The 26310-nt window shown below is 65.9% G+C and carries 20 protein-coding genes and 1 tRNA gene; 14 read left to right on the top strand and 7 right to left on the bottom strand.

What is annotated here, in order from left to right; all coding sequences use genetic code 11:
- Position 1: 1 nt before the first annotated feature.
- From QW845_RS02015 to QW845_RS02005, 3 genes are all read right to left on the bottom strand, one after another.
- Positions 2–913: a carbohydrate ABC transporter permease gene (locus QW845_RS02015; RefSeq protein ID WP_315799989.1), complete on the bottom strand. Its 912-nt coding sequence runs from the start codon at positions 911–913 to the stop codon at positions 2–4.
- Positions 913–1848: a sugar ABC transporter permease gene (locus tag QW845_RS02010; protein ID WP_315799988.1), complete on the bottom strand. Its 936-nt coding sequence runs from the start codon at positions 1846–1848 to the stop codon at positions 913–915. The genes QW845_RS02015 and QW845_RS02010 overlap by 1 nt, the downstream gene beginning before the upstream one ends.
- Positions 1849–1972: 124 nt before the next feature.
- Positions 1973–3313: an ABC transporter substrate-binding protein gene (locus QW845_RS02005; RefSeq protein ID WP_315799987.1), complete on the bottom strand. Its 1341-nt coding sequence runs from the start codon at positions 3311–3313 to the stop codon at positions 1973–1975.
- Between the two features lie 477 nt (positions 3314–3790).
- Here QW845_RS02005 and QW845_RS02000 point away from each other — a divergent pair, with 477 nt between their 5' ends.
- Both QW845_RS02000 and QW845_RS01995 read left to right on the top strand, forming a co-directional pair.
- A complete protein-coding gene (locus QW845_RS02000) occupies positions 3791–4435 on the top strand; it encodes a Spy/CpxP family protein refolding chaperone (protein ID WP_315800427.1) in 645 nt (214 codons plus the stop codon).
- A 429-nt stretch (positions 4436–4864) separates the two neighbouring features.
- On the top strand, positions 4865–6139 hold the full coding sequence (locus QW845_RS01995; protein WP_315799986.1) for a hypothetical protein: 1275 nt from the start codon (positions 4865–4867) through the stop codon (positions 6137–6139).
- A 146-nt stretch (positions 6140–6285) separates the two neighbouring features.
- Here the strand turns inward: QW845_RS01995 and QW845_RS01990 are convergent.
- Positions 6286–6375 (bottom strand) — tRNA-Ser (locus QW845_RS01990).
- Positions 6376–7301: 926 nt separating this feature from the next.
- Between QW845_RS01990 and QW845_RS01985 the strand changes: the two genes are divergently transcribed.
- Complete coding sequence (locus QW845_RS01985; protein WP_315799985.1) at positions 7302–8216, top strand: septal ring lytic transglycosylase RlpA family protein; 915 nt, start codon at positions 7302–7304, stop codon at positions 8214–8216.
- 133 nt (positions 8217–8349) lie between these two features.
- Here the strand turns inward: QW845_RS01985 and QW845_RS01980 are convergent, their stop codons facing one another.
- Complete coding sequence (locus tag QW845_RS01980; RefSeq protein ID WP_315799984.1) at positions 8350–13011, bottom strand: putative Ig domain-containing protein; 4662 nt, start codon at positions 13009–13011, stop codon at positions 8350–8352.
- Positions 13012–13503: 492 nt separating this feature from the next.
- Between QW845_RS01980 and QW845_RS01975 the strand changes: the two genes are divergently transcribed.
- The 4 genes from QW845_RS01975 (at position 13504) to QW845_RS01960 (ending at position 15795) form a co-directional block, all read left to right on the top strand.
- Positions 13504–14046 carry a phage tail protein gene (locus QW845_RS01975; RefSeq protein ID WP_315799983.1) on the top strand — a complete coding sequence of 181 codons (543 nt, stop codon included), beginning with the start codon at positions 13504–13506 and terminating at the stop codon, positions 14044–14046.
- 91 nt (positions 14047–14137) lie between these two features.
- Entirely contained in the window at positions 14138–14665 is a 528-nt protein-coding gene (locus tag QW845_RS01970; RefSeq protein WP_315799982.1) for a phage tail protein, read from the top strand.
- A gap of 49 nt (positions 14666–14714) precedes the next feature.
- Positions 14715–15263, top strand: coding sequence for a phage tail protein (locus QW845_RS01965; RefSeq protein WP_315799981.1), 549 nt, complete (start codon positions 14715–14717; stop codon positions 15261–15263).
- A 16-nt stretch (positions 15264–15279) separates the two neighbouring features.
- Entirely contained in the window at positions 15280–15795 is a 516-nt protein-coding gene (locus tag QW845_RS01960) for a GNAT family N-acetyltransferase (protein WP_315799980.1), read from the top strand.
- Here the strand turns inward: QW845_RS01960 and QW845_RS01955 are convergent.
- Positions 15792–16745 carry an alpha/beta hydrolase gene (locus QW845_RS01955; protein WP_315799979.1) on the bottom strand — a complete coding sequence of 318 codons (954 nt, stop codon included), beginning with the start codon at positions 16743–16745 and terminating at the stop codon, positions 15792–15794. The two genes, QW845_RS01960 and QW845_RS01955, sit on opposite strands and share 4 nt — an antisense overlap.
- 163 nt (positions 16746–16908) lie before the next feature.
- On the opposite strand from QW845_RS01955, the gene QW845_RS01950 reads away from it, so the two are divergent.
- The 7 genes from QW845_RS01950 (at position 16909) to QW845_RS01920 (ending at position 24432) form a co-directional block, all read left to right on the top strand.
- Positions 16909–18168: a D-alanyl-D-alanine carboxypeptidase family protein gene (locus QW845_RS01950; RefSeq protein ID WP_315799978.1), complete on the top strand. Its 1260-nt coding sequence runs from the start codon at positions 16909–16911 to the stop codon at positions 18166–18168.
- A gap of 4 nt (positions 18169–18172) precedes the next feature.
- On the top strand, positions 18173–18853 hold the full coding sequence (tmk, locus tag QW845_RS01945) for a dTMP kinase (protein WP_315799977.1): 681 nt from the start codon (positions 18173–18175) through the stop codon (positions 18851–18853).
- Entirely contained in the window at positions 18850–19890 is a 1041-nt protein-coding gene (locus QW845_RS01940; RefSeq protein WP_315799976.1) for a DNA polymerase III subunit delta', read from the top strand. Before tmk ends, QW845_RS01940 begins: the two co-directional genes overlap by 4 nt.
- A gap of 69 nt (positions 19891–19959) precedes the next feature.
- The gene (metG, locus tag QW845_RS01935) at positions 19960–22038 is read left to right on the top strand and encodes a methionine--tRNA ligase (RefSeq protein ID WP_315799975.1); all 2079 of its coding nucleotides are present in this window, start codon (positions 19960–19962) and stop codon (positions 22036–22038) included.
- Positions 22038–22829 carry a TatD family hydrolase gene (locus tag QW845_RS01930; RefSeq protein WP_315799974.1) on the top strand — a complete coding sequence of 264 codons (792 nt, stop codon included), beginning with the start codon at positions 22038–22040 and terminating at the stop codon, positions 22827–22829. The genes metG and QW845_RS01930 overlap by 1 nt, the downstream gene beginning before the upstream one ends.
- Positions 22826–23626, top strand: a complete 801-nt coding sequence (locus QW845_RS01925; protein WP_315799973.1) for an MBL fold metallo-hydrolase — start codon at positions 22826–22828, stop codon at positions 23624–23626. The genes QW845_RS01930 and QW845_RS01925 overlap by 4 nt, the downstream gene beginning before the upstream one ends.
- Before the next feature lie 176 nt (positions 23627–23802).
- Complete coding sequence (locus QW845_RS01920; RefSeq protein WP_315799972.1) at positions 23803–24432, top strand: antibiotic biosynthesis monooxygenase family protein; 630 nt, start codon at positions 23803–23805, stop codon at positions 24430–24432.
- A gap of 211 nt (positions 24433–24643) precedes the next feature.
- On the opposite strand, the gene QW845_RS01915 is transcribed toward QW845_RS01920, so the two are convergent.
- Positions 24644–26287, bottom strand: a complete 1644-nt coding sequence (locus QW845_RS01915; RefSeq protein ID WP_315799971.1) for an acyl-CoA synthetase — start codon at positions 26285–26287, stop codon at positions 24644–24646.
- Positions 26288–26310 lie beyond the last annotated feature (23 nt).

Genomic DNA, 26310 nt, shown 5'->3' with positions numbered 1-26310 from the left:
CTCAGCCCTTGGTCGCGCCGGCCGTGAGCCCGGCAATGTAGTAGTCCATCAGGAACGCGTAGATGATCAGCGGCGGCGCCGCGCCCAGCAGCGCCCCGGTCATGATCTGTCCCCAGTTGAAGACGTCGCCCTTGATCAGGGTGGTGACGATGCCGACCGGCAGCACCAGCTGGTCGGTCGAGGTCGTGAACACCAGCGGATACAGGAACTGCGCCCAGGAGACGGTGAAGGCGAAGATCGTCGCCGCGATCAGGCCGGGCAGGGCGACGGGAATGAAGATCCGCGTCAAGGTCTGCAGCCAGGAGGCGCCGTCGATGATGGCGGCCTCGTCGAGCTCCTTGGGGATCGAGGCGAAATAGCCGATCATGATCCAGGTGCAGAACGGCACGGTGAGCGTCGGATAGATGAAAAGCAGCACGTACCAGCGATTGATCAACTGGATGCCGGTGACGTCGCCGACCAGCGCGAACATCTTGAACAGCGGAATGAACAGCAGGCTGTCCGGGATCAGGTAGGTCAGGAACACGCCGGTCGCCAGCGTCGCCGAGCCCCAGAACTTCATCCGCGACAGTGCGAACGCGGCCGGAATGCTGATCAGCATGGTGATGATCACGACGATGATCGAGACCATGGCGGAGTTGAAGAAGAAGCGCAGGAACTGGTTCGAGGTGAGCAGCCCGACATAGTTCTCCAGCGTCGGGTGGAACACCCACCAGGGGTTGGTCGCCGCCGAGATCTCCGCGCTGCCCTTCAGCGAGGTGATCAGCATGTAGAGCGGCGGCACCAGCGAGAAGATCGCGAACAGCGTCAGGAAGAAATACGACCAGCGCAGCGCCCAGGCGCGGTCGCGGCTCATCGAGCCATATTTGACATTGCGGGTCGGGCCGGCCTTGTCGACGGTCATCGTGCTCATCAGGACTCGTTCCCCCGCTTGTTGACGTCGCGCAGGATGAAGATGGCGGCGACCGCGAGGATCGGCACCATGAACAGCGAGACGCTGGCGCCGAGCGGAATGTCGCTGCCCTCGATTCCGACGCGGAACGCCCAGGTCGCGAAGATGTGCGTCTTGTCGAGCGGGCCGCCGGCGGTGAGGATGCGGACGATATCGAAATTGGCGAACGTCACGATCAGCGAGAACAGCGTCGTGATGGCGATGATGTTGCGCATCATCGGCAGGGTCACGTACCAGATCCGCTGCCACCAATTGGCGCCGTCGATCGCCGCGGCCTCATAGAGCTGGTCCGGGACGGATTTCAGCGAGGCCAGGTACATGATCATGAAGAACGGTGCGCCGTACCAGACGTTGACCAGGATCACCGAGAACCGCGCCCAGGCGGCATCACCGGTCCACGGGATCGGGCCGATGCCGAAGAACGACAGCGTATAGTTGAAGGCGCTGTAGGACGGGTCGAACAGCCACAGCCAGGCCAGCGTGCTCATCGCCGGCGGAATCACCCAGGGCACCAGCAGCATGCCGCGCCATTTGCGCTGGCCCTTGGCCGGGATGTTGTGGACGAAATGCGCGACGATGAAGCCGATCAGCGCCTTGAAGACGACGGCGGTGATCGCGAAGATGCAGGATTGCTTGACGACCAGCCAGAACGTGTCGCGCTTGAACAGGAACTCGAAATTGCCGAAGCCGACGAAGCGCTGCATCGACTTGTTCAGGGTCGCCAGATGCACCGAATACAGGGCGGGATAGACGACCAGGAGCACGATCAGCAGGATCAGCGGCAGCGTCATCAGGAAAGCGGCGGTCGATTTCCGCTTCAGCGCCCTGTGCAGACCATTGCGGCGGGCCGCGCGGGGGCGGGCGACGGCGTTTTCACCGATGGCGGCATCAACCATGAAAAAAGGCTCCTCGTGATGTCCCCTGCGACGGCGGGGTCCTCACTGGATGGGAAACACTGACGAGGTGAAAGGGGGCGGTCCGCCTGCCGAGGCGGACCGCCGGCGTTGCTTCGAGCATGCCTCAGCTGCGCATGAAGCCTTCGCACTCGCCTTCGGCCCAGGCGAGGGTCGATTCCATCTTCTCGCCCTGGGCGTAGCGCAGGCACATCTTGGTCATCGTCGCCTGTGCATAGATCTGCTGCGCGATCTTGGGCGGAGCAGGGGAGGCTGCGATCGACAGCGTCTGGTGATTATAGGGGTTGGGATAGTGAAACAGCGTCCCCTTTGGCGGCGCCGCCTCGGCCCACACCTTCAGCGTCGTCAGCTTCTCGTAGGCCGGCAGGTCGTAGCCACCGCTGGCCACCACCATCTTTTCGATCGAAGACGGTTTCGAGAGGTGGACGATCAGGCTCTTGGCCGCCTCCTTGTTCTTCGAGAACGCCCAGATGCCCCAGAAGTACGGCAGGAAGGGTGCGAAGCGTCCCTTCGGGCCCGCCGGGAACCCGTGCGTCCAGCATTGCTCGGCGACCTGCGGCGCATCGCGCTTGGCGACCGCCCAGGCGCTCGGCGGATTCATGATCATCGCGCCCTTGCCGGACACCAGCCATTTGTTGTTGGACGCGTCGTCCCACGCCGCGACGTCGGGCGGCAGCACGGCAATCAGCCGCTTGTAGAACTCCAGCGCCTGACGGACTTCATCGGTCTTGACCGTCACGTCCCCCTTGGCGTTGACGAGATCGGCGCCGAACGCCTGGAAGAAAGCGCCGGCGGAATCGACGCTGTCGGTCGTCTCGCCGAGACCGATGCCGAACGGCACGCCGGCCTTGTGGCATGCCTCCGCCGCCTTCAGGAACGTCTCGGTGGTCCAACTGTCGGCCTTCGGCGGGCTGCCGGCGGGATACAATTCCTGCACGTCGATCCCTGCGTGCTTCTTCATCAGATCGATGCGGGTGCAAGGGCCCTTGATCTGGCTGCCGACGCAGGCCGGCACCGCGAGCCATTTGCCGCCAGCCTGGCCGAGATATTTGACGGTGCCGTTGACGGAGCCATTCTCCTTGACGATCGGCTCCATGATGTCGTTGACGGGCTCGAGCTGATTGGCATAGGCCTGCGGCCACCAGGTGGGATGGGCGAGAATGTCGTGGCCCGAACCGGCCGCCGCCTCGGCAGCGATGGTGAGCTCGAGCTTCTTGCCCTGGCTGGTGATGTAGTCGATCTGGACCTCGACCTTTTCCTTGGCAGCCCATTCGTTGACGAGATCGGTCGAAGCCTGATTGGCGCCGGGAACCCAATGGTCCCAGAATCCCATCGAGAGCTTGCCGGCGGCGTAGGCGCCGCGCACATAGGGCGCGGCAATCATGACCGCCGAGGTGGCAGCGGTCGCAGCAACGAATTGTCGGCGGTTCAGCTTCCTCCGTGACATGGCGTTCCCTCCCTGGTGAGCCAAGCGTTTGGGTGCGAATCCGATTTGTTAGTTGTTGCGTCGCGTCATGCGACGCATGGATTTCGCTTGGGTGCAATCAGAGCAGAATTGCGAGCGGCTGTCGAGAAAGCAGGTGGGGCGAATCCTAGAACTAATGGCGGGCACAATCGTCGCAGGTCTCGCAACTGATTGCATCGCAACGATGAGCGCTGCAGCGCAAAGCGCGTCACGGCAGAACAGGAATCGATGTAGCTGGACGCGTTGGATGCATCGCACTGCGTGCGACAGATGGACTTGCGCGGTGCGGCAACGATAGAATTCGTTGGAATCATGGCCGTCACGACCGGCAAGTCGCGAGACGGTCGGACGTGTTGCACGGAGCATGAACTGATGGTGACGAGCCCCGCCGGCATCTGGCGCCGGTCTTTCGGATGCATCGCAATAGGAGTGTCAGTGGGCCTCGTCGGCCTCGCGGGGCTGCCGCGTCAGTCTGCCGCGCAGGGCCTGTTCAGGGGTGTCGAGCAGGGCGCGCGCGAAGGCAACAAGGCGGCAGGCCCGGTCGGCGGTGTGCTCGGTGGCGCGATCGGCGGTGTCGTCGGCGTGGTCACCGGCGTGACCGGGGCGTTCACCGGCAACAACGACCAGCAGAGTGCGCAGCCCGCGGCACCGCTGGCCGAGGCCAGGAAGGCGAAGCCTTCCAAGCCGGCGAAGACGAGCAAGGTCGCCAAGGCGACGCCGATGCTGACGCAGCCAGGCGCCCCGCAACTCACGGCCGAACAGATCGTCGCCAACAGCGACAGCAATGTCGAGCGGCTGAAGACCGGGCTGAAGCTGACGGAAGAGCAGGCGAAGAACTGGGGTCCGTTCGCCAATGCGATGCACGCGCTCGGCCGCAACGGCGCTGACAGGCTCGATCTGCGCATCGCGCGGTCGAAGCGCGACCCGCCGGATGACATCGTCGAGCAGATGCGCAACGAGGCTCAGTTCCTGGTCGACCGCGCCGCCGACCAGCGCGCCGTGGCCGACGCGTCGGAGCCGCTCTTCACCAGCCTCGACGACAGGCAGAAGCAGATCTTCATCGACGAGATGGTGCGGCTCAGTCGCGAGCGCGGACTGGACTAGCTCGACGGAGTTGGCGTCGCCGCGGCTGTGTCCGTTGGCAGCAGCGGCGCCTGCGGCATGCCGTGACGCATGATCACCGCGGCCGCACCGCGCTACGGTATTTTAATACCCCAAAAATGACGATTGGTCGCGTTGACGGCCTGACCGGGAGAAAGCAGGCTCCAGCGGCGTGCACATTTATCGAGCACGAGCGGGGTGCTCGCGCAACGTCCCGGCCCATCAGCGCTGCTTCTGCAACCGAACTGCGACGCATTTTGATGTACATTGCAATTGTATTACGTAGAGAGCCGGAGCCGGCAAGGCGGTCTTCGCAGGCGTGCTGATTCGCAGCAGCGATCGCACGGCAGACGATCAGCAGGCCGTTCGGCTCGATGTCTTGGAGGATGATTGTTGTCGAGAGTGCGACTGCGCCGATGGATCGAGGGCCGGTTGGGGATTGGCACCGCCAGCACCGAAAGCCGCCTCGATGAGGATGTGAAACGCTTCGTCGATGCGCTGCAAGCGGAGTTGATCGCCGCGAAGGATGAGTCCGAGCGGTACAGGCGCATCACCGAAGAGAGGGGCGTGATCATGGGCCGCCTGCGCGACGAGCGCGACGGCTACAGGCTGGAGTGGGAGGCGGCATCCGCGGAGCTTCGCCGGCTGACGCGCCAGCGTCCGGCCGTGGTCTCGGACAATGGAGCGACGCGCCCCTCCGGCAATCGCCGTGACGTGGCCTTGAGGAATTCTCCGCCTTCCGCGCTGCGGGTGCTGTGCGTCGGCACCGGCCGGGACGGCACGACGTCGCTGGCGCGGATGATGCAGGAGGTGTTCGACAACCAGGGCAACGGCGACAGTGCCGTGCACGAATGGGCGTCGAGCGAGCTCAATGAGCTGTTCTGCCAGCTCAAGGAAACCAACGATCCCAGCTTCGCGGATCAGATTCGTCAGACGATCCTCGATTGCCCCCATGCCTGCGTCGTCGGCAACGGTTATGCGGCCGTGCTGCCGATCATCGCCGAGCTCCTCGGCGACCAGGTCACGCTGGTGCATCTGCGCCGGCGCGACCGGGCGGCGTGCATCGCAAGCCTGGTTGAGAATGCGGCGCTGTCGCCGCAGAACCACCTCTACTACGCCGACTCGCCGGCCGCGCAGCGCAAGCGTCCGACCGCTTTCCACTTCGGAGAGATGTTGAAGCAGCAATGGATGGATCTGTCGCTGGCCGACAAGTTCGGCTGGTACTACGACAAGACCCACGCCTTGATCGAACGGCACAAGAGCCTGTTCCCGAACACGCTCTCCGTCGATACCGAGGACCTCAACGCGGACAGCGTGCGCCTCGCGCTGGCCCACGCGGCCGGCAGCGCCGAGGCGCCGCGCGCCTTCCACGTCAACCGGTTCGTCGATCTGCGCCATGTGCCGCCCGATCGCCGCAGCTTCGTGCAGCGGCTGCTCGGCCAGCTCGATGTCCAGAAGCTCGCCCATGACGACCTGTACGGGCTGCGGCAGGTGCTCAACGAGATGATCTATCATCTCTCGCATTTTCCCGACGCGGCACCAGGCGCGGTGGATGAGCTGCGCTGGACGCTTGGAGAGATGCACGGCCTTCTCGACAGCCGCATCCGCGACGTTCGCGAACTGATGGAGCGGGTCGGCGTGCCGCCGGAAGCTGCCGACGTTCACGGTGCGCCGCGAGCGATCAACGGCGCGCACGTCAGCCACTGATCGGGGGGGGGGGGCGCGCGCGACCCTGCGGGCAGGCTCAACGCCTCAGCGGCCGGATTTCTCAGCCTCTCGCGTCTGCCAGTATGGAACAGTGCATCGCCGGGCGAATCCGGCTGCCTGCAGTTTGCTGCCAGCAAATACGGGAATGGCGGAAGGGGTGGGATTCGAACCCACGGTACCCTTGCGGGCACGCCGGTTTTCAAGACCGGTGCCTTAAACCACTCGGCCACCCTTCCATCCGGCGTCGTCTCCAGGACGTCGGCGACGTCCACGCCACGGCGGCGCGGGATCGACGCGATCCTTGTTTAGGGTGCGGGCTTGCGGCTCGTCAACGGCGCATTCACGCCTGCCAGGACGGCCTCAGCTCAAAGCCCACGCTCACCTGAGCGCAAAGGCCATCAGGCCGGAGCACAAGACTGCGGTGCTCAGCGCTGCCAGGGCGAGAAAGCTGCCCGAGAGCAAGTCCTGATGTCGCAACGCTTGATGTCGTAGATCTTGGTGTCGCATGGGCCACCTGCTGCGGCTGCGCTACCGGTCCGACCTCACACCGGCCGGAGAAAACCGAGGGCCGGGCGACGAACGGTCTGGATGATCTGCTGGTCGAAACTTCCGGCTTCAGGGATGCTCCTGAAGTGTCGTTATTGAAGCGGACGCAAACATTGAAACGGACGAGAGCCGACCATGGCGTCGGCTGTCCGATCCGTCCGGAATCAGGCCCGCGAGCGGACCCCTTCAAACGCATGAGCAAGGAAGATCCCGGCGCCAACCAAGCCCATCACTGCCGTCATTGCTTCGATCATAGCGAACACACCCTGTTGCGCCCCACGTGAAGCAAACGACGTGCAGCCCCGCACAGTCAAAATGATTCAGGTCCCGCGAAATGAGAACACTCCCAAGTGAGGATTTCACGCAACATATGTGTCCAAAAAGGTGCACTCGCAACACAGTGGCGCAGCGGAGTGCACGCCTGGGCGGCCATCGTCCGCGTCACAACCGCTGGAAAGCTCCGGTTAACCACGGCGGGGCCCACCCCATTTCCGCCGTGTTCGGGTTGCGTTATCCTTGTGTATTGAGTTGCGGGGATGCGACTCGGGGACAAGCCGGGACGCGGGGGCCTGATGGGATGGCTCGGCTGCGACCGGCTCATTGGTAATTGGGGTCGATGGGGATTGGTCAAACAGATCCGGTCGAGAGAGCGGTGCGCAGTGCCGTCGCCGTCCTCGCCTGCCTGATGGTCGCGAACTGCGCCTCGTCCAACAAGTTCGCCAGCAAGGTCGATCCGAAATACGGCGTATCGTCGAGCCCGCGCGTCGTCGGATTCGGCGAGCCGGTGCCGAAGGGCGGCGGCGTCTACCGCGTCGGCAAGCCCTATACCGTGGCCGGAAAGACCTATGTTCCCGAAGAGGACACCAACTACCGCGCCGAGGGCTTGGCCTCCTGGTATGGCGATGATTTTCACGGCCGGCTGACCGCCAATGGCGAGGTCTTCGACATGACGTCGCTGACGGCCGCCCATCCGACCCTGCCGCTGCCGAGCTACGCCCGCGTCACCAATCTCGCCAACGGCAAATCGCTCATCGTCCGCATCAACGATCGCGGCCCGTACCACGGCAACCGGCTGATCGACGTCTCCAACAAGGCCGCCGATCTGCTCGAGTTCAAGGGCAGCGGCATCGCCCGCGTCCGCGTCGAATATGTCGGCCGTGCGCCTCTCGAAGGGTCCGACGATACCCAGCTGATGGCGACCCTGCGCACCGGCATCCCGGCGCCGGCGCCGTCCCTGGTCCGTGTCGCCTCCGCCAAGCCGTTCGTTCCCGAGATTGGCGCAGGTCGTCCGATTCGCGGCGAAGTCCCGCTGCCCGAGGGGCGTCCCTACACACTCGGCAACACCTCCGCCGACCTGGCGTCGGTCGCGGCGACGTCGGAGATGTCGGCTTCCAGCCGGAGCCGCGGACGCAGCCTCGATAATCCGCGTGCCGTGTCCTACGATCAGGCCGGCCGTTACGTGACGCCGACCAGCGCATACGACGGCGCGGATGAGGCCCGCGAGATCCTCGGCGGCCGCGGCCTGTACTGATCACGCAATACGCTCACGGAATACGATCTCGCACGTCGAACCAGCCGTCCCTCGCCGGGGCGGTTTCGATTCGACCGAGCCGCCAAGACCTTTTGCGAAAAGACCTGTTGGGAAAAGTCCTGCCGGGAGGGGCCTATCGGGCGGTGAATGGCACGCGCGCCCTGGCCGAGAAGGTCCAGACCCGGGTGTTGCCGCCGATCCCGCCATACTCGGCACCGAGGCCGACGCCGGCACCACCCTCCGTCTGGATGCCGAGCCCGCCGGTGAACCGGGCCGACCAGCCCTGCAGCAGCGGCGTCGAGGCGAGCGCGCCGGCGGCGAGCGTATTGGCGTCCTCCTTGTTGAAGTAGTAGTCGCCGTACATGCCGAGGAACGGCGTCAGCAGAACGCCGCTGTCGAGCCAGGCGACAGGGTAGGCGGCACGCAGGCCGCCCGAGGCGCGGCCGCTGGCGAAGTCGTTGGTGCCCTGCCGCGTGCCCAGCGAGTCGGTATAGGCGTTCTGGTGCTCCCACAGCGCGTAGACCTTGGTCGAGGGCTCGAGCACCACGCCGGCCAACTTGTAGGTTCCGGTCAGACCGGTCGACAGCATCCAGCGCTGACCGCTGAAGTTACCTTGGGCCGTCCCCGCGGTCCCGTCATAGCCGATGCCGGAATAGGCGACGGCGGCATCGAAGCGCAGGGTGGGGACGATCTTCCAGCCGAGATAGGCGCCGGTGGTCCAGCCGTCGCCCTTCAGCTTTCCGTTAATCTCCTGCTGGGTGTAGCTGAACGTCTCGTAGCCGCCGAGCACGCCGACCAGGAAGCTCGGCGTCGCCCGGTAGGTCAGCCCCATCATCGCGTTGAGCTGCTGGCCGTACAGCGAGACCTGGTTGGCCTGGGTGATGCCGCCGTTGTTGGTCGTGCCGAAGCGATCGACACCGGTGCCGCGGACATCAGCCCACAGCAGCCACTCCTTCTGCTCGTGCCATCTCGGCGCAGCCTGCTTTTTGTCGCCACGGTCGATGGCCGCGAAGGCATCGTCGACACGCCCGCGGCTGCGGCCTCGCGGCGGCTCCCGGCCGGGCAGCATGGAGGAATAGGCGTCGCTCCCGCCGGCCGCGGCACGGTCCGAGGTCGGCGCCGGCTCGTCCTGGTCGCGTGGATCGGCTGAGAAGTTGAAGCGCATGCGCATGTTGCCCGGCGACATGAACGGACCGCCATCACTGAAGCCGTCGGCAATCGCGTCATCGATCGCGCCGGAGATCGCCTGTCCCGAGTTCTGCGCCACCAGCTTGCTGACCGTCTGCTGCAGCGAGCGCAGCCGCACACTGTCGACGGGCACGTTGACGGTCTGGGCGAGGGCAGGCGATGTGCTCGCGGTAAACAGCGCGCTGCCGGCATAGCTTGCGGTGACCGTGTGGCTGCCGACGGCGAGCGTTGAGGTGGCGAAGGTCGCGACGCCTCCAGCCAGTGTCACCGTGCCGATCGGCGAGCCGTTGTCGTTGAAGGTGACCGTGCCGGTCGGCGTGCCGCCCGACGCTGAAACGGTGGCCGTGAACGTCACGGGCTGGCCGAACTGGCTCGGATTCTGCGACGAGGTCAGCGCGACCGTCGTGACCAGCTGGCCCACCGACAGATTGAAGGTGGCATTGGCCGAGGCACTGTTGGTGTCGGTCACGGTCACGGTATACGTGGTCATTGCCGCCGGCGCCGTCGGCGTGCCGGTGATCTGGCCATTGGTCGTGTTGAAGCTGAGGCCGGCCGGCAGGGCCGGCGAAACGGCAAAGACCAGCGCGCCCGTACCACCCGAGCCCGTCACAGGCGTGAATGGCGTCACAGCCTGGTTGATCGGCAGCGAGCTGGACGGCACGGCCGTCGTCGCCGTCACCGCACCATTGATGGTCAGGCTGAATGTGTTGCTTGCGGTCGCGTTGGCGGCGTCGGTCACGGTCACGGTGAAGGTCGTCGCCGCAATGGTCACCGTGGGCGTTCCGGAAATGCTGCCGTTGGCCGTATTGAGAGACAGTCCGGCCGGGAGCGCCGGCGCGACGGAATAGGTGAGCGGCGCGGTGCCGCCGCCGCCCGTGACCGGCGTGAACGGCGTGACGGCGTGGTTCGCGGTCAGCGTCGTCGCGGCGATCGCCTGCGTCGCGCTGACGGCGCCGTTGACCGCCAGGCTGAACGTATTGGTCGCCGTGGCACTGTTGGCGTCGGTCACCGTGACCGTATAGGTCGTGGCGCCGCTGGTCGCGGTCGGCGTGCCGGTGATCGCGCCCGAGGACGTATTGAAGGTGAGACCCGCGGGCAGCGCCGGCGCGATGCCATAGCTCAGCGGCGACGTGCCCCCGGCGCCGGTCACCGGCGTGAAGGACGCCACCGGTGTATTCACGGTCAGGCCTTTGGACGCGATGGCCTGCGTCGCGGTCACCGCGCCATTGATCGTGAGGCTGAACGTGTTGCTGGCGCTGGCGCTGTTGGCGTCGCTCACCGTGACCGTATAGGTGGCGGCGGTGCTGATCGCGGTCGGTGTGCCCGTGATGGCACCCGTCGAGGTGTTGAAGCTGAGGCCGGCGGGCAGCGCCGGTGCGATGCCATAGGTGAGCGGCGAGGTGCCGCCGCCCCCGGTCACCGGGGTGAAGGATGTCGCGGCGACATTCACGGTCAGGGACTTCGCCGCGATCGACTGCGTGGCGCTGACGGCGCCGTTGACGGTCAGGCTGAAGGTGTTCGTCGCGGTCCCGTTGTTGGTGTCGGTGACGGTCACGGTGTAGGTCGCCGTCGCCGCGCTGGTCGAGGGCGTGCCCGAGATCGCACCGGTGGAAGTGTTGATGCTCAGCCCGGCGGGCAGACTCGGCGAGATTGAATAAGACAATGCGCCCGTGCCGCCGCCGCCGGTGACCGGCGTGAAGGCGGTGATCGCCTGGTTGGCGGTAAACGTCCGAGAGGCGATGGCCTGCGTTGCGGTCACCGCGCTGTTCACCGTCAGGCTGAACGTGTTGCTGGCCGTGGCACTGTTGGCATCCGTCACCGTGACCGTGTAGGTCGTGGCGCCGCTGGTCGCCGTCGGCGTGCCCGTGATTGCGCCGGTCGAGGTGTTGAGCGTCAGGCCCGTCGGCAGCGCGGGTGCAACGGAGTAGGAGAGCGGCGGCGTGCCGCCCGATCCGGTGACAGGCGTGAACGAGGTCGCTGCTGTATTCTGTGTCAGCGCCTTGGACGCAATGGCCTGGGTCGCGCTCACCGGACCGTTGACGGTCAATTGGAAGGTGTTGCTGGCGGTACCGTTGTTGGCATCCGTCACGGTCACCGTGTAGGTGGTCGTGCTGCTGGTCACGGTCGGCGTGCCGCTGACCTGGCCGGTGCTGGTGTTGAAGCTGAGACCGGTCGGCAAGGTCGGCGCGATCGCATAGGTCCGCGGCGTCGTGCCGCCGCCGCCGGTGACCGGCGTGAATGGCGTGATGGCCGTGTTCACGGTGACGGTGGCCGAGCTCACCGACTGCGTCGCGGTGACGGCGGTGTTCACCGTGAGGCTGAAGGTATTGCTGGCCGTGGCGCTGTTGGCGTCGGTGACGGTGACCGTATAGGTGGTTGCACCGCTGCTCACGGTCGGCGTGCCAGTGATCGCGCCGGTGTTGGTGTCGAGCGTGAGGCCCGAGGGCAGCGCCGGCGACACGCCGTAGGTGAGCGGCGGGGTGCCGTTGCCGCCGGTCACGGGCGTGAAGGAGGTCGCAGCCGCATTCTGCGTCAATATCTTCGATGCGACCGACTGGGTCGCGGTCACGGCCGCATTGACGGCGAGACTGAACGTGTTCGAGGCCGTCGCGCTGTTCGCGTCCGTGACGGTGACCGTGTACGTCGTCGATCCGCTCGTGGCCGTCGGCGTGCCCGTGATCGCGCCGGTCGACGTATTGAGCGAGAGACCGGAGGGCAGCGACGGCAAGATGCTATAGGTGTAGGGCGTCGTGCCGCCGCCGCCGGTGACCGGTGTGAACGAGGTCGTCGCGTGGTTCTGCGTCAGCGTCTTCGAGGCGACCGCCTGCGTCGCCGTGACCGCGCCGTTGACCGTCAGGCTGAACGTGTTGCTGGCGGTGGCGCTGTTGGCATCGGTGACGGTGACCGTATAGGTGGTCGCGGTGCTGGTGATCGTGGGCGTGCCGGTGATCGCACCCGTGGACGTGTTGAACGAAAGACCGGTCGGCAGCGACGGCGCGATGCCATAGCCGAGCGGCGCGGTGCCGCCGGATCCGGTGACCGGCGTGAACGAGGTCGTCGCGGTGTTGACGGTCAGCGCTTTCGACGCGATGGACTGTGTCGCGGTGGGGCCGGGCAGGTTGACGGTAATGGTCCAAGAGGTGAGCGCCGTTCCGGAGCCTGAGCAGGTTACGAGAAAGTCGCTACAGTCTGACGCATAAAACAGCGTGATCGTATCCTGACCGCCGCCCGTCAGGCTGTTCAGAGTGATGTTGATCTGAGCCTGACCGGTATTCGCACTCTGCCCATTGTCGTTTCCACTGCTTGGATGCAGGGTGTAATTGGCCTTGCTCGTCGTCGGGCTGTAGTCGGAATAGGCACTCGAGCTCGTGCCGGCGATGGGCAGCTGGGTGTTCGCATTCGTGCCGGATACGGAGTACAAGCCGTAGACAACGGCATCGTCTCCGGTGTTGGGAGTGCCAACCACGGTGAGACACAGGTGATAGACCTGTGACACGGAATTGAATGTGATCGTGGCCCCGGTGGTCGAATTGACGGTCAGATCGCAGACCGCCTGCGCCGACGAGATCGACGCGCCCATGGCCGCGAGAACGACAAAGGTCGTCACCGCCAACGTTCTCACGTTGCCGACGGCCGACGACCAGCGAGTCAGAAACCGCTGGAACGACGTCTTCCACGCGCCAATGATGATCGCGAAAAGCTGCACCTTGCCCCTGCGCTTCCCCGCGACCGCGGGTCGACCTCGGCCGCGGTCCCAAATATTCTGCGACTGCAATAAAGATTACCGAAAACTTACCGTTGATTAAGCTTTGTTTCCCCTGTGCCGCAAGCCAGTGATGCACGGAACCGCTGCACTCGCGCGGCCTTTCTCGAAGTTAGTTGCGCGCCCGCAACACTGCGACCTTTCCGCGTGCTGATTCGGGGCAGGTCTCGCGAAACACCCCCACATCCCCTGCGGGTTCATGCTTGACTGTTCGCGTTGGATGCATGACACTTTCGAATTGCACATGATGAATACTGGACGCGTCGGTTGTCCGCGTTTCGTCGTGACACGCTTTCTTTTTTCGTTGAATTGCACAAAATCATTTGGAGGCAACGCATGCCGCTTACGCCTGTGCTCGGGCAAATCATGCCATTTGCTGGAAGCCAGCCACCGAGGGGGTGGGCGTTCTGCAACGGTGCGCTGTTGGCGATCCAGACGAATCAGGCATTGTTCTCCCTGCTCGGCACCTATTACGGCGGCAATGGTGTCACGACGTTCGCACTGCCTGATCTTCGCGGACGGGCTATCCTCGGCTCGACCGGCGGCAGCGGCCAGTTTCCCGCTGGCACGGTCAGCGGCGAGACCACGGTGACGCTCACGACGGCGCAGATGCCGACCCATAATCACCAGATCCAGGCGTCCAGCAACGATGGTGCGGGGCGTGGAGCGTCGGCGACCAACAACGTGTTCGCGACCAACAAGCTCCCGCCAGACAATCCCAAGCTGATCTTCACCACCGCTGGGACGAACGCGGTGCCGCTGTCGCTCAGCACCAACATCGTCGATATCGGCGGCGGGCAGCCCCACAACAACATGCAGCCCTATCTGGTGATCAATTATCTGATCGCCCTGAATGGGGTTTACCCTTCGCGCAACTGAGACGGCTCGGCGCTCACGTTTCTCACCATCGTCGCAATCCGCCGCATCGCGCCCGCTTCGCGGCGCCCACCGCACTTGAAAGGATGTCGGGATGTCAGACCCGTTTCTCGGCGAGATCAGGCTGTTCGGCTTTCCGCGCATACCGGATGGCTGGCTGGCCTGCGACGGAAGCGCATTGTCCATCGCCAACTATGATGCGCTCTATGCGGTCATCGGGACGACGTTTGGTGGCGACGGGGTCCAGACCTTCAATCTGCCGGACCTGCGCGGCCGCGTTCCGATCGGGCAGGGCACGCCGCCCGGCGGCGCATCCTATGTGCTGGGGCAACTCGACGGCGAAGACGAACACACCTTGATCACGACCGAGATGCCCACGCACAGCCACGCTTTGTTGGCGTCGACCACCGTCGCCGACACGGCACAGCCGGGGACCAGTACCTTCCTGGGAACCGCGACAGCGGGCAATCTCTACGCGCCCAGTGCTGACGCCGGGACTTACGAAGTGATGGCGGCCTGCGTCGGGCCGTCGGGGCAGAGCGTTGCTCACAACAACATCATGCCGACCGTCGTCGGCAATTACTGCATCTGCATCAACGGCATCTTCCCGTCGCCGGGCTGACGCCTTCGCGTTCGATCGGCTCTATTGCGCATTCCTCAGGAGAGACGTCGTGTCAGACCCCTTCGTCGGCGAAATCCAGGCCTTTCCGTTCACCTTCGCAAGCGACGGCTTCAACAGCGCGTGGCTGCCGTGCTTCGGCCAGTTGCTTCCGATCCAGCGGTATACGCCGTTGTTCGCGCTGATCGGCACCTATTACGGCGGCAACGGCACCACCAATTTCGCCCTGCCGAATCTGAGCGGCGCGATCACCAACGGGCAGGGCGACGGCCCCGGTCTGCAGCCGCGCGTCATCGGTGAGGCGATGGGGACCAGCACCGCCTTTCTGACCACGGCCGAGATGCCCGCGCATGCCCATACCTTGCAGCTCGGCAGCAAGGCGGCGGCGAATGCCACGCCGGGGCCGGGGACGGGCGTGGGCATCGTGGCGATCGATCCCAGCTTCAACGGGTTCCTTGCGCCGCCGGGCAATACGACGCTGGCGGTCAATGCGGTCACACCGAACGGGCAGAGCATTCCGCACGACAACATGCAGCCGACCCAGGCGCTGATCTGGTGCATCTGCTATGCGGGCATCTTCCCGTCATTCAACAACTCCTGAGCCGAGCAGGCTCGGAGTGACGCTCGGGATCGACGTCGTCTCACCGGACGTTCGCTTGCGGCTGCGGCCGGCCGAGACCGCCGACGAGCCGTTCCTGCGTGACCTCTTTGGTTTCGTCAAAGGTGCGCAGCTCGCCGCGGCCGGTCTGCCGCCGGCGATGCTCGATCTCGTGCTGGCGCAGCAGTATCGCGCCCAGCTCGCAAGCCATGCGGCGCAGTGTCCGGCGGCGCAGTCGCTGATCATTCTCCGCGACGCCGCGCCGGTCGGGCGGCTGCTGCTCGACCGCGCGGCGTCACAATGGCACGTGGTGGATCTCGCGCTGCTGCCTGGCGCGCGCAACGCGGGTGTCGGGCGCGAGATCATGCAGGCGGTCGCCACCGCCGCACGGGAGCAGGGCGCCTCGGTGCTTTCGCTCGCGGTCGCAACCACGAATGACGACGCGATAAGGTTCTACGTCCGACTGGGCTTCCGCGACGTGGCGGACAACGCGACAGCGTCGCATCGCATGATGGAGCTGCCGCTCGCGCGCTAACGAGCCGGAGCCACCTCGCGCAGGAACGCGATCAGCGCCGCGTTCACCTCGGCGGCGCATTCCTGCTGGATCCAGTGGCCGGCGCCGTCGATGATCAGCTTGCGCCGGAGATCCGGCAGCACGCGCGCCATGTCCTGGACGCGCCGGGCGCCGATCAGCCCGGTCACCACCGCGTCGTCGCTGCCGGCGATGAACAGCGATGGCTGGCGAATTTGTGCGTCCTGCCAGGGCGCGGTCAGCTCCCAGTTACGGTCGATGTTGCGATACCAGTTCAGGCCGCCGCGAAAGCCGGAGGCGAGATAGGCTGCGATGAACTCGGCGAGATCTGCCTCGCTCAGCCACGCCGGCAGAGGCTGATCGGGCGTTACGTCGCCGAGAAAGCCCTTGTCCGGCGCGACGAACAGCGACTGCGGGTCGGAGAAGCCACGCGCCAGCATCGTGCGCATCGTCAGCGCGACGTCACGCTCGAGTTCGGCCTCGGCGACGCCCGGCGTCTGAAAATACTGCCAGTAGAAGTTCTCGATGCCGCCGGCGCGGAGCGTGTCGAGCGGCCGGCCGCGGCCGCGAAGCGGCGGCGGCACGCTCAGTCCGGCGACGGCCGTGAACAGGTCCGGCCGGAACAGCGCCGCATGCCAGGCGACCGGCGCGCCCCAGTCGTGGCCGATGATGACGGCGGTGTCCTCGCCGAGCGCCTGGACCAGCGCCACCATGTCGCCGACGGTATCGAAGATCGAGTAGGCGGCAATGTCTGCTGGCGCCTGCGAGCGGCCGAACCCGCGCATGTCGGGCGCGACCACCCGATAGCCGGCCTCGGCCAGCGCCACGATCTGGTGCCGCCACGAATAGGACAGTTCGGGCCAGCCGTGGCACAGCACGACAAGCGGGCCTTCGCCCTGTTCGCGCACGAACAGCTCGATTCCGTTGGCCTTGATGGTCCGCGTCGATGACACCGTTTCCCCCTTGGTTGCTCGACTTGTGATTGCCGCCCCTGGACGTATCGCACCGCGCGATGAGCCGTGCAAATCCCGGGACAGCGGACGGATCCGCGGATTGCCGAGTTGTTTGCCCCCCCCCGCAACTGCTAGAATCCCAGTGCGCTCCAGAGCTTAGCCGATGAATGTCATGACCTTACCGCCGCGTCGCTCCGGTTTCACGTCCGGACGGGTGACGCGTGTGCTCATCGCCTTGGCCGCGGCGTTCGCCGTCGGCTGGAGCGGCGTGCTCTACGCCGCCAACCAGAGCGTCCAGGGCGCGCGCAAGGAGGATGGCGGCTTCGACGGCGATGCGCCGACCGCGATCCTGATGGAGGCCAACAGCGGCAGCGTGCTGTTCGAGAAGAATGCGGACGAGCTGCGGGCGCCTTCCAGCATGATGAAGCTGATGACCGCCGAGGTGGTCTTCAACGCGGTCAAGGACGGCACGATCAAGCTCAACGACGAATACCGCATCAGCGAGAACGCCTGGCGCCGGGGCGGGGCGCCCTCCGGCACCTCGACGATGTTCGCCGCGCTCAACAGCAAGGTGTCGGTGAGCGACCTCCTGCACGGCGCGATCATCCAGAGCGGCAACGACGCCTGCATTGCGCTCGCCGAGGGCATGGCCGGCAACGAGAAGATCTTCGCCGCCGACTACATGACCAAGCGGGCGCGCGAGCTCGGCCTCACCAGATCGACCTTCGCCAATTCCAACGGGCTGCCGGATCCCGGCAACAAGATGACGGTGCGCGAGCTCGCCATGCTCGCCCGGCACATCATCCTGGATTTCCCGGAGTTCTATAAGATCTTCGGCGAGAAGGAATTCACCTGGAACAAGATCCGGCAGCAGAACCGCAACCCGCTGCTGAACGCGATGGAGGGCGCCGACGGCCTCAAGACCGGCTACACCAAGGAAGGCGGCTACGGCATGGTCGGCTCGGCCGTGCAGAACGGCACCCGGCTGATCGTGGTCGTCAATGGCCTGGAGGACTCCGAGGACCGCGCCACCGAGGCCAAGAAGATGCTGGAATGGGGCTTCCGCAATTTCGAGACCCGCACCCTGTTCGCGGCGGAGCAGCCGATCGGCTACGCCAAGGTGTTCGGCGGCGAGAGCCGCTCGGTCAAGCTGTCGAGCCCGGTGCCGGTCAAGGTCATGGTGCAGAAGAACGGCGGCGACAAGCTGATCGCCCGCATCATCTACAGTGGCCCGGTCAGGGCTCCCATCGAGCCCGGGCAGAAGGTCGGGGTTGTCAGGGTCTGGCGCGGCCCCAATATCGCCATGGAGGCCCCTGTCTATGCTGCGGAGGCGGTGGGCAGGGGATCCACGATGCGGCGTGCGATCGATGGGGTCAGCGAGCTCGTGATCGGGATGTTCCGCGCCGGGGCCGAGAAGCTCTAGAGACATGGCGGATTCAGCTTTGAAACGTGGTCCGGGCCGCGGCCGATTCGTCACCTTCGAGGGTGGCGAGGGCGCCGGAAAATCCACGCAGATCAAGATGTTGGCGGACCGTCTGCAGAAGGAGGGTGTGCGCGTCGTCCTGACTCGCGAGCCCGGGGGATCGCCGGGCGCGGAGATCATGCGCCACCTCGTGCTGTCGGGCATGGGCAAGCTGCTGGGGCCGGAGGCCGAGACGCTGCTGTTCGCCGCCGCACGCGACGACCATGTGCGCAACGTGATTCTCCCGGCGCTGAACCAGGGAAGCTGGGTGTTGTGCGATCGCTTCTTCGATTCGACCCGGGCCTACCAGGGCAGCCAGGGCAAGGTCGCGCCTGATGTGCTCAATGCGATGCAGCGGGTCACGATCGGCGACCTCAAGCCGGACCTGACGCTGATCCTCGACGTGCCCGTCGAGGTTGGCCTGCAGCGAGCCGCGGCGCGGCGCGGCAGCGGCGCGCCGGACCGGTTCGAAGGCGAGGACATCAAGTTCCACAAGGGGCTGCGCGACGCCTTTCACAAGATCGCCGCCGAGGATCCCCGGCGCTGCGTGCTGGTCGACGCCACGGCGAGCGCGGATACGGTCTCGCAACTCGTTTGGGACGCCGTGCGCGAGCGGCTGTTCGCGGAAGTGGCGGCCGCCTCATGAGCGCACGCAAGGTCGAGCCGGAGATCGCGGTCCGCCATCCCCGCGAGACCAGCGCCTTGTTCGGCCATCGCGAGGCCGAGGCCGCGCTGCTGTCAGCCTATCGCAGCGGCCGGATGGCGCATGCCTGGCTGATCGGCGGCCCGCAAGGCATCGGCAAGGCCACCTTGGCCTACCGCATGGCGCGCTTCGTGCTGACCCACCGTGATCCTGCGTCGGACGCGGTACGTACCGCCGGCTCGCTGTACGTGGACCCGGATGATCACGTGGCCCGGCTGATCGCCTCCGAGGCCCATGGCGGGCTGCTCACCTTGGAGCGCTCAGCCAACGACAAGGGCGTGCTGCGCACCGTCATCACCGTGGACGAAACCCGCGAGACGATCTCGTTCTTCGGCTCGACGGCGGCGGTCGAGGGCTGGCGGGTCTGCATCGTCGACACCGTCGACGAGCTCAATCCCAACGCCGCCAACGCGCTGCTGAAGATCCTCGAGGAGCCGCCGCAGCAGTCGCTGTTCCTGCTGGTCAGCCACGCGCCGGCGCGGGTGCTGGCCACCATCAAATCGCGCTGCCGCCGGCTGGCGCTGCGGGCCTTGGCGACCGACGACGTCATCAGCGCCGCGGCCGAGGCCACCGGCATGAACGGAGCCGAGCCGGCGCTGCGCGAGGCGGCCAGGGCCTCCGAGGGCAGCGTCGCGCGCACCCTGATGCTGCTGGGCGGCGACGGGCTGCAGCTGCAGACCCGGACCACGGCGCTGCTCGCGAGCCTGCCGCGAATCGACGCCGGCGAGCTGCATGCCCTGGGTGATGCGCTCGGCACCAGCGACCGCGTCGCGCTGGCGAGCTTCCTCGACAGCATCGAGCGCTGGGTGGCGGAGCGGCTGCGCGCCGGCGATGCCAACGCGGAACTGCCGCGCCTTGCACGGCTGGCGGAGGTATGGGAAAAGATCGTCCGCGCCGCGCGCGACACCGAATCCTATAATCTGGAACGAAAACCGCTGGTTTTCTCGGTGTTCGGGATGCTTGCCGAAGCCACGCGGTAACCGCGCGACCATCATCCCGGGATCATCAGGATCAATCCGTCGACCGACGTCGTCAAAGAGGAATCTGCCGTGGCCAAGGCCAGCAAGACAACCGTGAAAAAGGGCAAGCCCGCGAGCAAGAGCGGCGCGAAGAAGGCTGCCCGCAACGCGCCCGCGAAGGGCAAGGTCAGCGCGGCCAAGGCGAAGGCGGCGAAGGACAAGGACGCCAAGAAAAAGACCGCCACATCCAAGACGGCCCCCGCGAAAGCCAAGAGCAAAGCTCCGGCGGCGACCGCGGCCAAGAAAGCTTCGAAGAGCGCCGCCAAGAAAGCGGTCAAGAAAGCTGTGAAGGCGCCAGCCAGGAAGGCCGTGGCAAAGCCCGCCAGACCGCCGGCCAAGAAGACCGCCGCCAAGCCTGCGGCAGCAACGAAAAAGCCTGCGGCAGCGAGGAAGCCCGCCGCTCCGAAACAGCCGGCCGCACCGAAGAAGGTCGCGCCGGCCATCGTTGAAGCCCCGAAGCCGCCGCGCGCCGCCAAGCCGAAGGCGCCGCGCAAGCCGAAGGTCGAGGCCGCTGTCGTCGTCGAAATCGACGAGATCGTAGCGCAGGTCGCCGCAGCTCCGGTCGACAAGAACACCTTCTACGTCACGACGGCGATCGCCTATCCCAACGGCAACCCACATATCGGCCACGCCTATGAGGCGATCGCGACCGACGCCATCGCACGCTTTGCGCGGCTCGACGGCAAGGACGTCTTCTTCCTCACCGGCACCGACGAGCACGGCCTGAAGATGGTGCAGACCGCGCAGAACGAGGGCCTGACGCCGTCGGAGCTCGCGACCCGCAATGCCGGCCGCTTCCGCGAGATGGACGAGCGGCTGAACGTCTCGTTCGACCGCTTCATCCGCACCACCGAGCCCGCGCATCACAACTCGGTGCAGGCGATCTGGACTCGCATGCGCGAGAACGGCGACATCTACGCCGACACCTATGCGGGGTGGTACTCGGTGCGCGACGAGGCCTATTACGCCGAGGACGAGACCGTCGTCGGCGAGGACAATGTCCGCCGCGGACCGCAGGGCACGCCGGTGGAGTGGGTCGAGGAGAAGAGCTATTTCTTCCGCCTGTCGGCCTACCAGGACAGACTGCTCGCGCTCTATGAGAGCCAGCCGGATTTCATCGGGCCGGACGCGCGGCGCAACGAGATCATCAGCTTCGTCAAGGGCGGGCTGAAGGACCTCTCGATCTCGCGCACCACGTTCGACTGGGGCGTCCGCGTGCCCCACGACGACGAGCACGTGATGTATGTCTGGGTCGACGCGCTCACCAACTACATCACCGGCGTCGGCTTTCCCGACGAGAGGGATCCGAACTGGAAGTATTGGCCGGCCGACGTCCACGTCATCGGCAAGGACATCATCCGCTTCCATGCGGTGTACTGGCCGGCGTTCCTGCTGTCGGCCGGCGTCCCTGTGCCGAAGCGGGTCTATGCCCACGGCTTCCTGTTCAACAGGGGCGAGAAGATGTCGAAGTCGGTCGGCAACGTCGTCGATCCGTTCAATCTCGCCGACCAGTATGGCGTCGACCAGCTCCGCTACTTCTTCCTGCGCGAGGTGCCATTCGGCCAGGACGGTAACTACAATCACGAGGCGATCGTCGCGCGCATCAACGCCGATCTCGCCAACGACCTCGGCAATCTCGCACAGCGCTCGCTGTCGATGATCTCGAAACAGCTCGGCGGCGTGCTGCCGGAGCCCGGCGAGTTCTCGGCCAATGACAAGGCGATTCTGGCCGAGGCCGACGCGATGATCGGCGCGGCGCGCAAAGCCATGGCGACGCAGCAGATCCACCAATGGCTCAACGCCGTGTGGTCGGTCGTGGCCGAGGCCAACCGCTATTTCGCGGGCGAGGCGCCCTGGGCGCTGGCGAAGACCGATCCGAAGCGGCAGCACACCGTGCTCTACGTCACCGCCGAGGTGATCCGTCAGGTCGCGATCCTGACCCAGCCGGTGATGCCCGCGGCTTCGGCAAAGCTGCTCGACAGCCTCGGCATTCCCGAGGACGAGCGAACGTTCGCGCGGCTTGGCGGAGAGCTCCGGATCGCTGCGGGCACGCAGCTGCCAGCGCCACAGGCGGTGTTCCCGCGCTACATCGAGCCGACGGCCGCGTGATGCTGGTCGACAGCCATTGCCATCTCGACTTTCCGGATTTCGCCGAGGATCTGGATGGCATCGTCACGCGCGCCGCGGCCGCCGGCGTCGGTCGCATGGTGACGATCTCGACGCGAGTGCGGCGCTTGCCCGAGCTGCTCGCCATCGCCGAGCGCTTCGACAACGTCTACTGCTCGGTCGGCACCCATCCGCACAATGCCGACGAGGAGGATGGTATTCCGGCCGCGGAGCTGATCGCGCTGACCCGCCATCCGAAGGTGGTCGCGCTCGGCGAGGCCGGGCTCGACAATTTCTACGATCACGGCTCGAAAGACGCCCAGGAGCGCGGGTTCCGCGCGCATATCGCCGCCGCCCGTGACACTGGTCTGCCGCTGGTGATCCACACCCGCGAGGCCGACGAGCAGTGCAGCCGCATCCTCGAGGAGGAGATGGCGCGCGGACCTTTCAACGCCGTGCTGCATTGCTACACCGGCGGACGCGAGCTGGCGATGAAGGCGATCGATCTCGGACTGCACATCTCGTTCACGGGCATCGTGACCTTCAAGAAGTCCGAGGCCTTGCGCGCGCTCGCCGCCGAGGTGCCGGCCGACCGCATCATGGTCGAGACCGACGCGCCATATCTCGCGCCCGGCAAGTTCCGCGGCAAGCGCAACGAGCCGGCCTATGTCGTCGAGACCGCGAAGGTTCTGGCGGAGACCCGCGGCGTCTCGCTCGAGGAATTCTCGCAGCAGACCACCGAGACCTTCTTCAAGCTGTTCTCGAAGGTGCCGCGGCCAAGGGAGGCTGCATGACGCTGACGCTGACCATTCTCGGCTGCGGCTCCTCGGCCGGCGTGCCGCGCCCGGCGCTGGGGTGGGGCGCCTGCGATCCGAACAACCCGAAAAATCGTCGCCGGCGCTGCTCGCTGCTGGTGGAGCGCCGCGCCACGCACGGCGTGACGCGCGTCGTGATCGACACCTCGCCGGATCTACGCGAACAACTGATCGATACCAATGTCGACCACATCGACGCGGTGTTCCTGACGCATGAGCACGCCGACCAGACCCACGGCATCGACGACCTGCGCTCGGTGGTCATGCATCAGCGGCGGCGGATTCCGGTCTATTTGAACCAGTCGACCGCCAAGGACATCATGCACCGGTTCTCCTATTGCTTCATCTCGCCACCGGGAAGCGACTATCCGCCGATCCTGACCCAGCACGCGATCGAGGCCGGCGAGACCCAGGCGGTGGAAGGCAAGGGCGGCGAGCTCAGGCTGACCGCCTTTCTGGTCCAGCACGGCAACATCCCCGCGCTCGGCTATCGCATCGGCAACGCCGCCTACACGCCTGACCTCAACGACATCCCGGAGGAGAGCTGGGGCGCATTGGAGGATCTCGACCTCTGGATCGTCGACGGCCTGCGCCCAGCCGCGCATCCGAGCCATTTCTCGGTCAACGACGCGCTTGCCTGGATCGAGCGCTTCAAGCCGAAGCGCGCCGTCATCACCAACATGACCGCCGACCTCGACTACGAGGTGCTGCGCCAGAGCCTGCCGGCCGGCGTGGTGCCGGCGTATGATGGCATGCGGCTGGAGCTGACTGCGTAGGGTGGGCAAAGGCGCGGCGGTGCTCGCTCCGCGGGCGAGACCGTGATGGCGCCGTGCCCACCATCTTGCTGATGAGTGCGTGGCCCGACGGTGGGCACGCGTCGCCTGACGGCGCCGCTTAGCCCACCCCACGCAGCAACGACGATTTCCGTCGAACTAACAAGGAGCAGCTTGCCATGCTGTCGCTGTTCTTCGAAGTCGAGGTCAAGCCGGGCCGGCTCGACCAGTATCTGCAGCTCGCTGCCGCGCTGCGGCCCGAGCTCGACGCCCTCGGCGGCTGCCTGTTCCTCGACCGCTTCAGGAGCCTGTCGCGCGACAACCTGATCCTGTCCTACCAGATCTGGCAGGACGAGGGCGCTATGACCGCCTGGCGGGTGCACGCCCATCACCACGACATCCAGACGCTCGGCCGCGACAAGGTGTTCTCCGACTATCGCCTGCGTGTCGCCGAGCTGGTGCACGAGGTGAGGCCGGGGCAGGCGGCATGGCAGCCGGAGCGGCGGGGGACGTACAATGATTCGAAGCGAAGGGCGCCGACCTATGTCCTCGTGGTGGAGACGGCAGAGCCACAGCTGAGCGGCGTGACGGACCTGCCGATTGCGAGCTTCTCGAGCGTCTATCGGGAGGGCCGCTTCGCTCACCTAGTCGAGCTGCCGGACGAGGCCGCTGGCGCGGCGTTGAGCCCGCAGCTTCTTGCCGAACCCGGCGCCGACAACATCCGCGTCGTCGAAGTCACCCGCGACTACGGCATGTACGACCGCCGCGAAGCGCCGCAATATTATCCGGAGAAGAGCAGAGAGATTTAGCTTCCGTCATTGCGAGGAGCGCAGCGACCGAAGCAATCCAGGACGTCGCGACGACTCTGGATTGCTTCGCTGCGCTCGCGATGACGACTTGGCCGATACAGTACCCCAACGGTTGGTGCGTAGGGCGGATTACGCTGCGCCAATCCGCCACAGCTTCCGGCACCGGTGCGGCGGGTTACGCCTGCGGCTAACCCGCCCTACTCAGAGGCACCTACGCGGAGATCGCCTTGGCCGAATTGACCTCGTTGCGCAGCAGGAATTTCTGGATCTTGCCGGTCGAGGTCTTCGGGATCGGGCCGAACACCACGACCTTGGGCGTCTTGAAGCCGGACATGTGGCTGCGGCAATAGGCGATGATCTCGGCTTCGGTTGCCTGCGCACCGTCCTTCAGCTCGATGAAGGCACAGGGCACCTCGCCCCATTTCGGGTCGGGCTTGGCGACGACGGCGGCGAACAGCACGGCGGGATGCTTGTAGAGGATGTCCTCGACCTCGACGGACGAAATGTTCTCGCCGCCGGAGATGATGATGTCCTTGGAGCGGTCCTTGATGATGACGTAGCCGTGCTCGTCGAGCACGCCGAGGTCGCCGGTATGGAACCAGCCGCCGGCGAAGGCGTCCTGCGTCGCCTTCTCGTTCTTGAGATAGCCCTTCATCACGATGTTGCCGCGGAACATGACCTCGCCGATGGTCTCGCCATCGCGCGGCACCTCCTGCATCGTCTCGGGATTGAGCACCGTGACGGCTTCCTGCAACGGATAAGGCACGCCCTGCCGACGCTTCAGCCGCGCGCGCTCCGGCGCCGGCAGGTCGTCCCAGCCGGGCTGCTCGGCGCAGACGGAGGCGGGGCCGTAGACCTCGGTGAGGCCGTAGACATGCGTCAGCTTGATGCCGATGCTCTCGGCGCCTTCGAGCACGGCAACCGGCGGCGCGGCGCCGGCGATCAGGCCGACGACCGGCTTGTCGCGCCTGCCCTTGGGCGCGTCCGGCGCGTTGATCAGCACGTTGTAGACGATCGGCGCGCCGCACATGTGGGTGACGCCGTGGGTCTTGATCAGCTCAAAGATCTTGGTCGGCTCGACCTTGCGCAGGCAGACATTGACGCCGGCGGCGGCCGCCATGGTCCAGGGGAAGCACCAGCCGTTGCAGTGGAACATCGGCAGAGTCCAGAGATAGACCGGATGCTGTCCGAGCCCGCCGGCGAGAATGTTGCTGACGGCGTTGAGATAGGCGCCGCGGTGATGGGTGACGACGCCCTTGGGGTTGCCGGTCGTGCCCGACGTGTAGCTCATCGCGATCGCGTCCCACTCATCAGCGGGACGGCGCGGCTCGAATGAGGGATCGCCCGCGGCAACGGCGGCCTCGTACTCGATCTCGCCGATGCGGCTGCCGCCGGCATAGGAGGCGTCATCGACGTCGATCACGAACGGCTTGGCGCCGCTCATCAGCTTCAGCGCCTCGCTGATCACGGCAGAGAATTCGGGATCGACCAGGATGATCCTGGCCTGGCCGTGATCGAGCTGAAACGCGATCGAGGATGCATCGAGGCGGATGTTGAGGGTATTGAGCACGGCGCCGGCCATCGGCACGGCGAAATGCGCCTCGTTCATCGCCGGGATGTTCGGCAGCATCGCAGCCACGGTGTCGCCCTCGCCGATGCCGCGTCCCGCGAGATAGGACGCGAAGCGCCGGCAGCGCTCATAGGTCTGGCGCCAGGTGAAGCTGCGGCCTTCATAGACCGTGCTGACGTGGTCGGGATAGACGGCCGCGCTGCGCGCCAGGAAGCTGAGCGGGGTCAGCGGCACGTAGTTGGCCGGCGTCTTGTCCAGGCCGAGCTTGTACTGGTTCGTGCTCATCACCACCCTCCCTCGTCATCTGA

The sequence above is a fragment of the Bradyrhizobium sp. SZCCHNS3002 genome (assembly GCF_032377435.1).
GTDB lineage: Bacteria > Pseudomonadota > Alphaproteobacteria > Rhizobiales > Xanthobacteraceae > Bradyrhizobium.
Note: the sequence above shows the minus strand (reverse complement) of the source record. Positions and strands in the feature narration are given on the sequence as shown.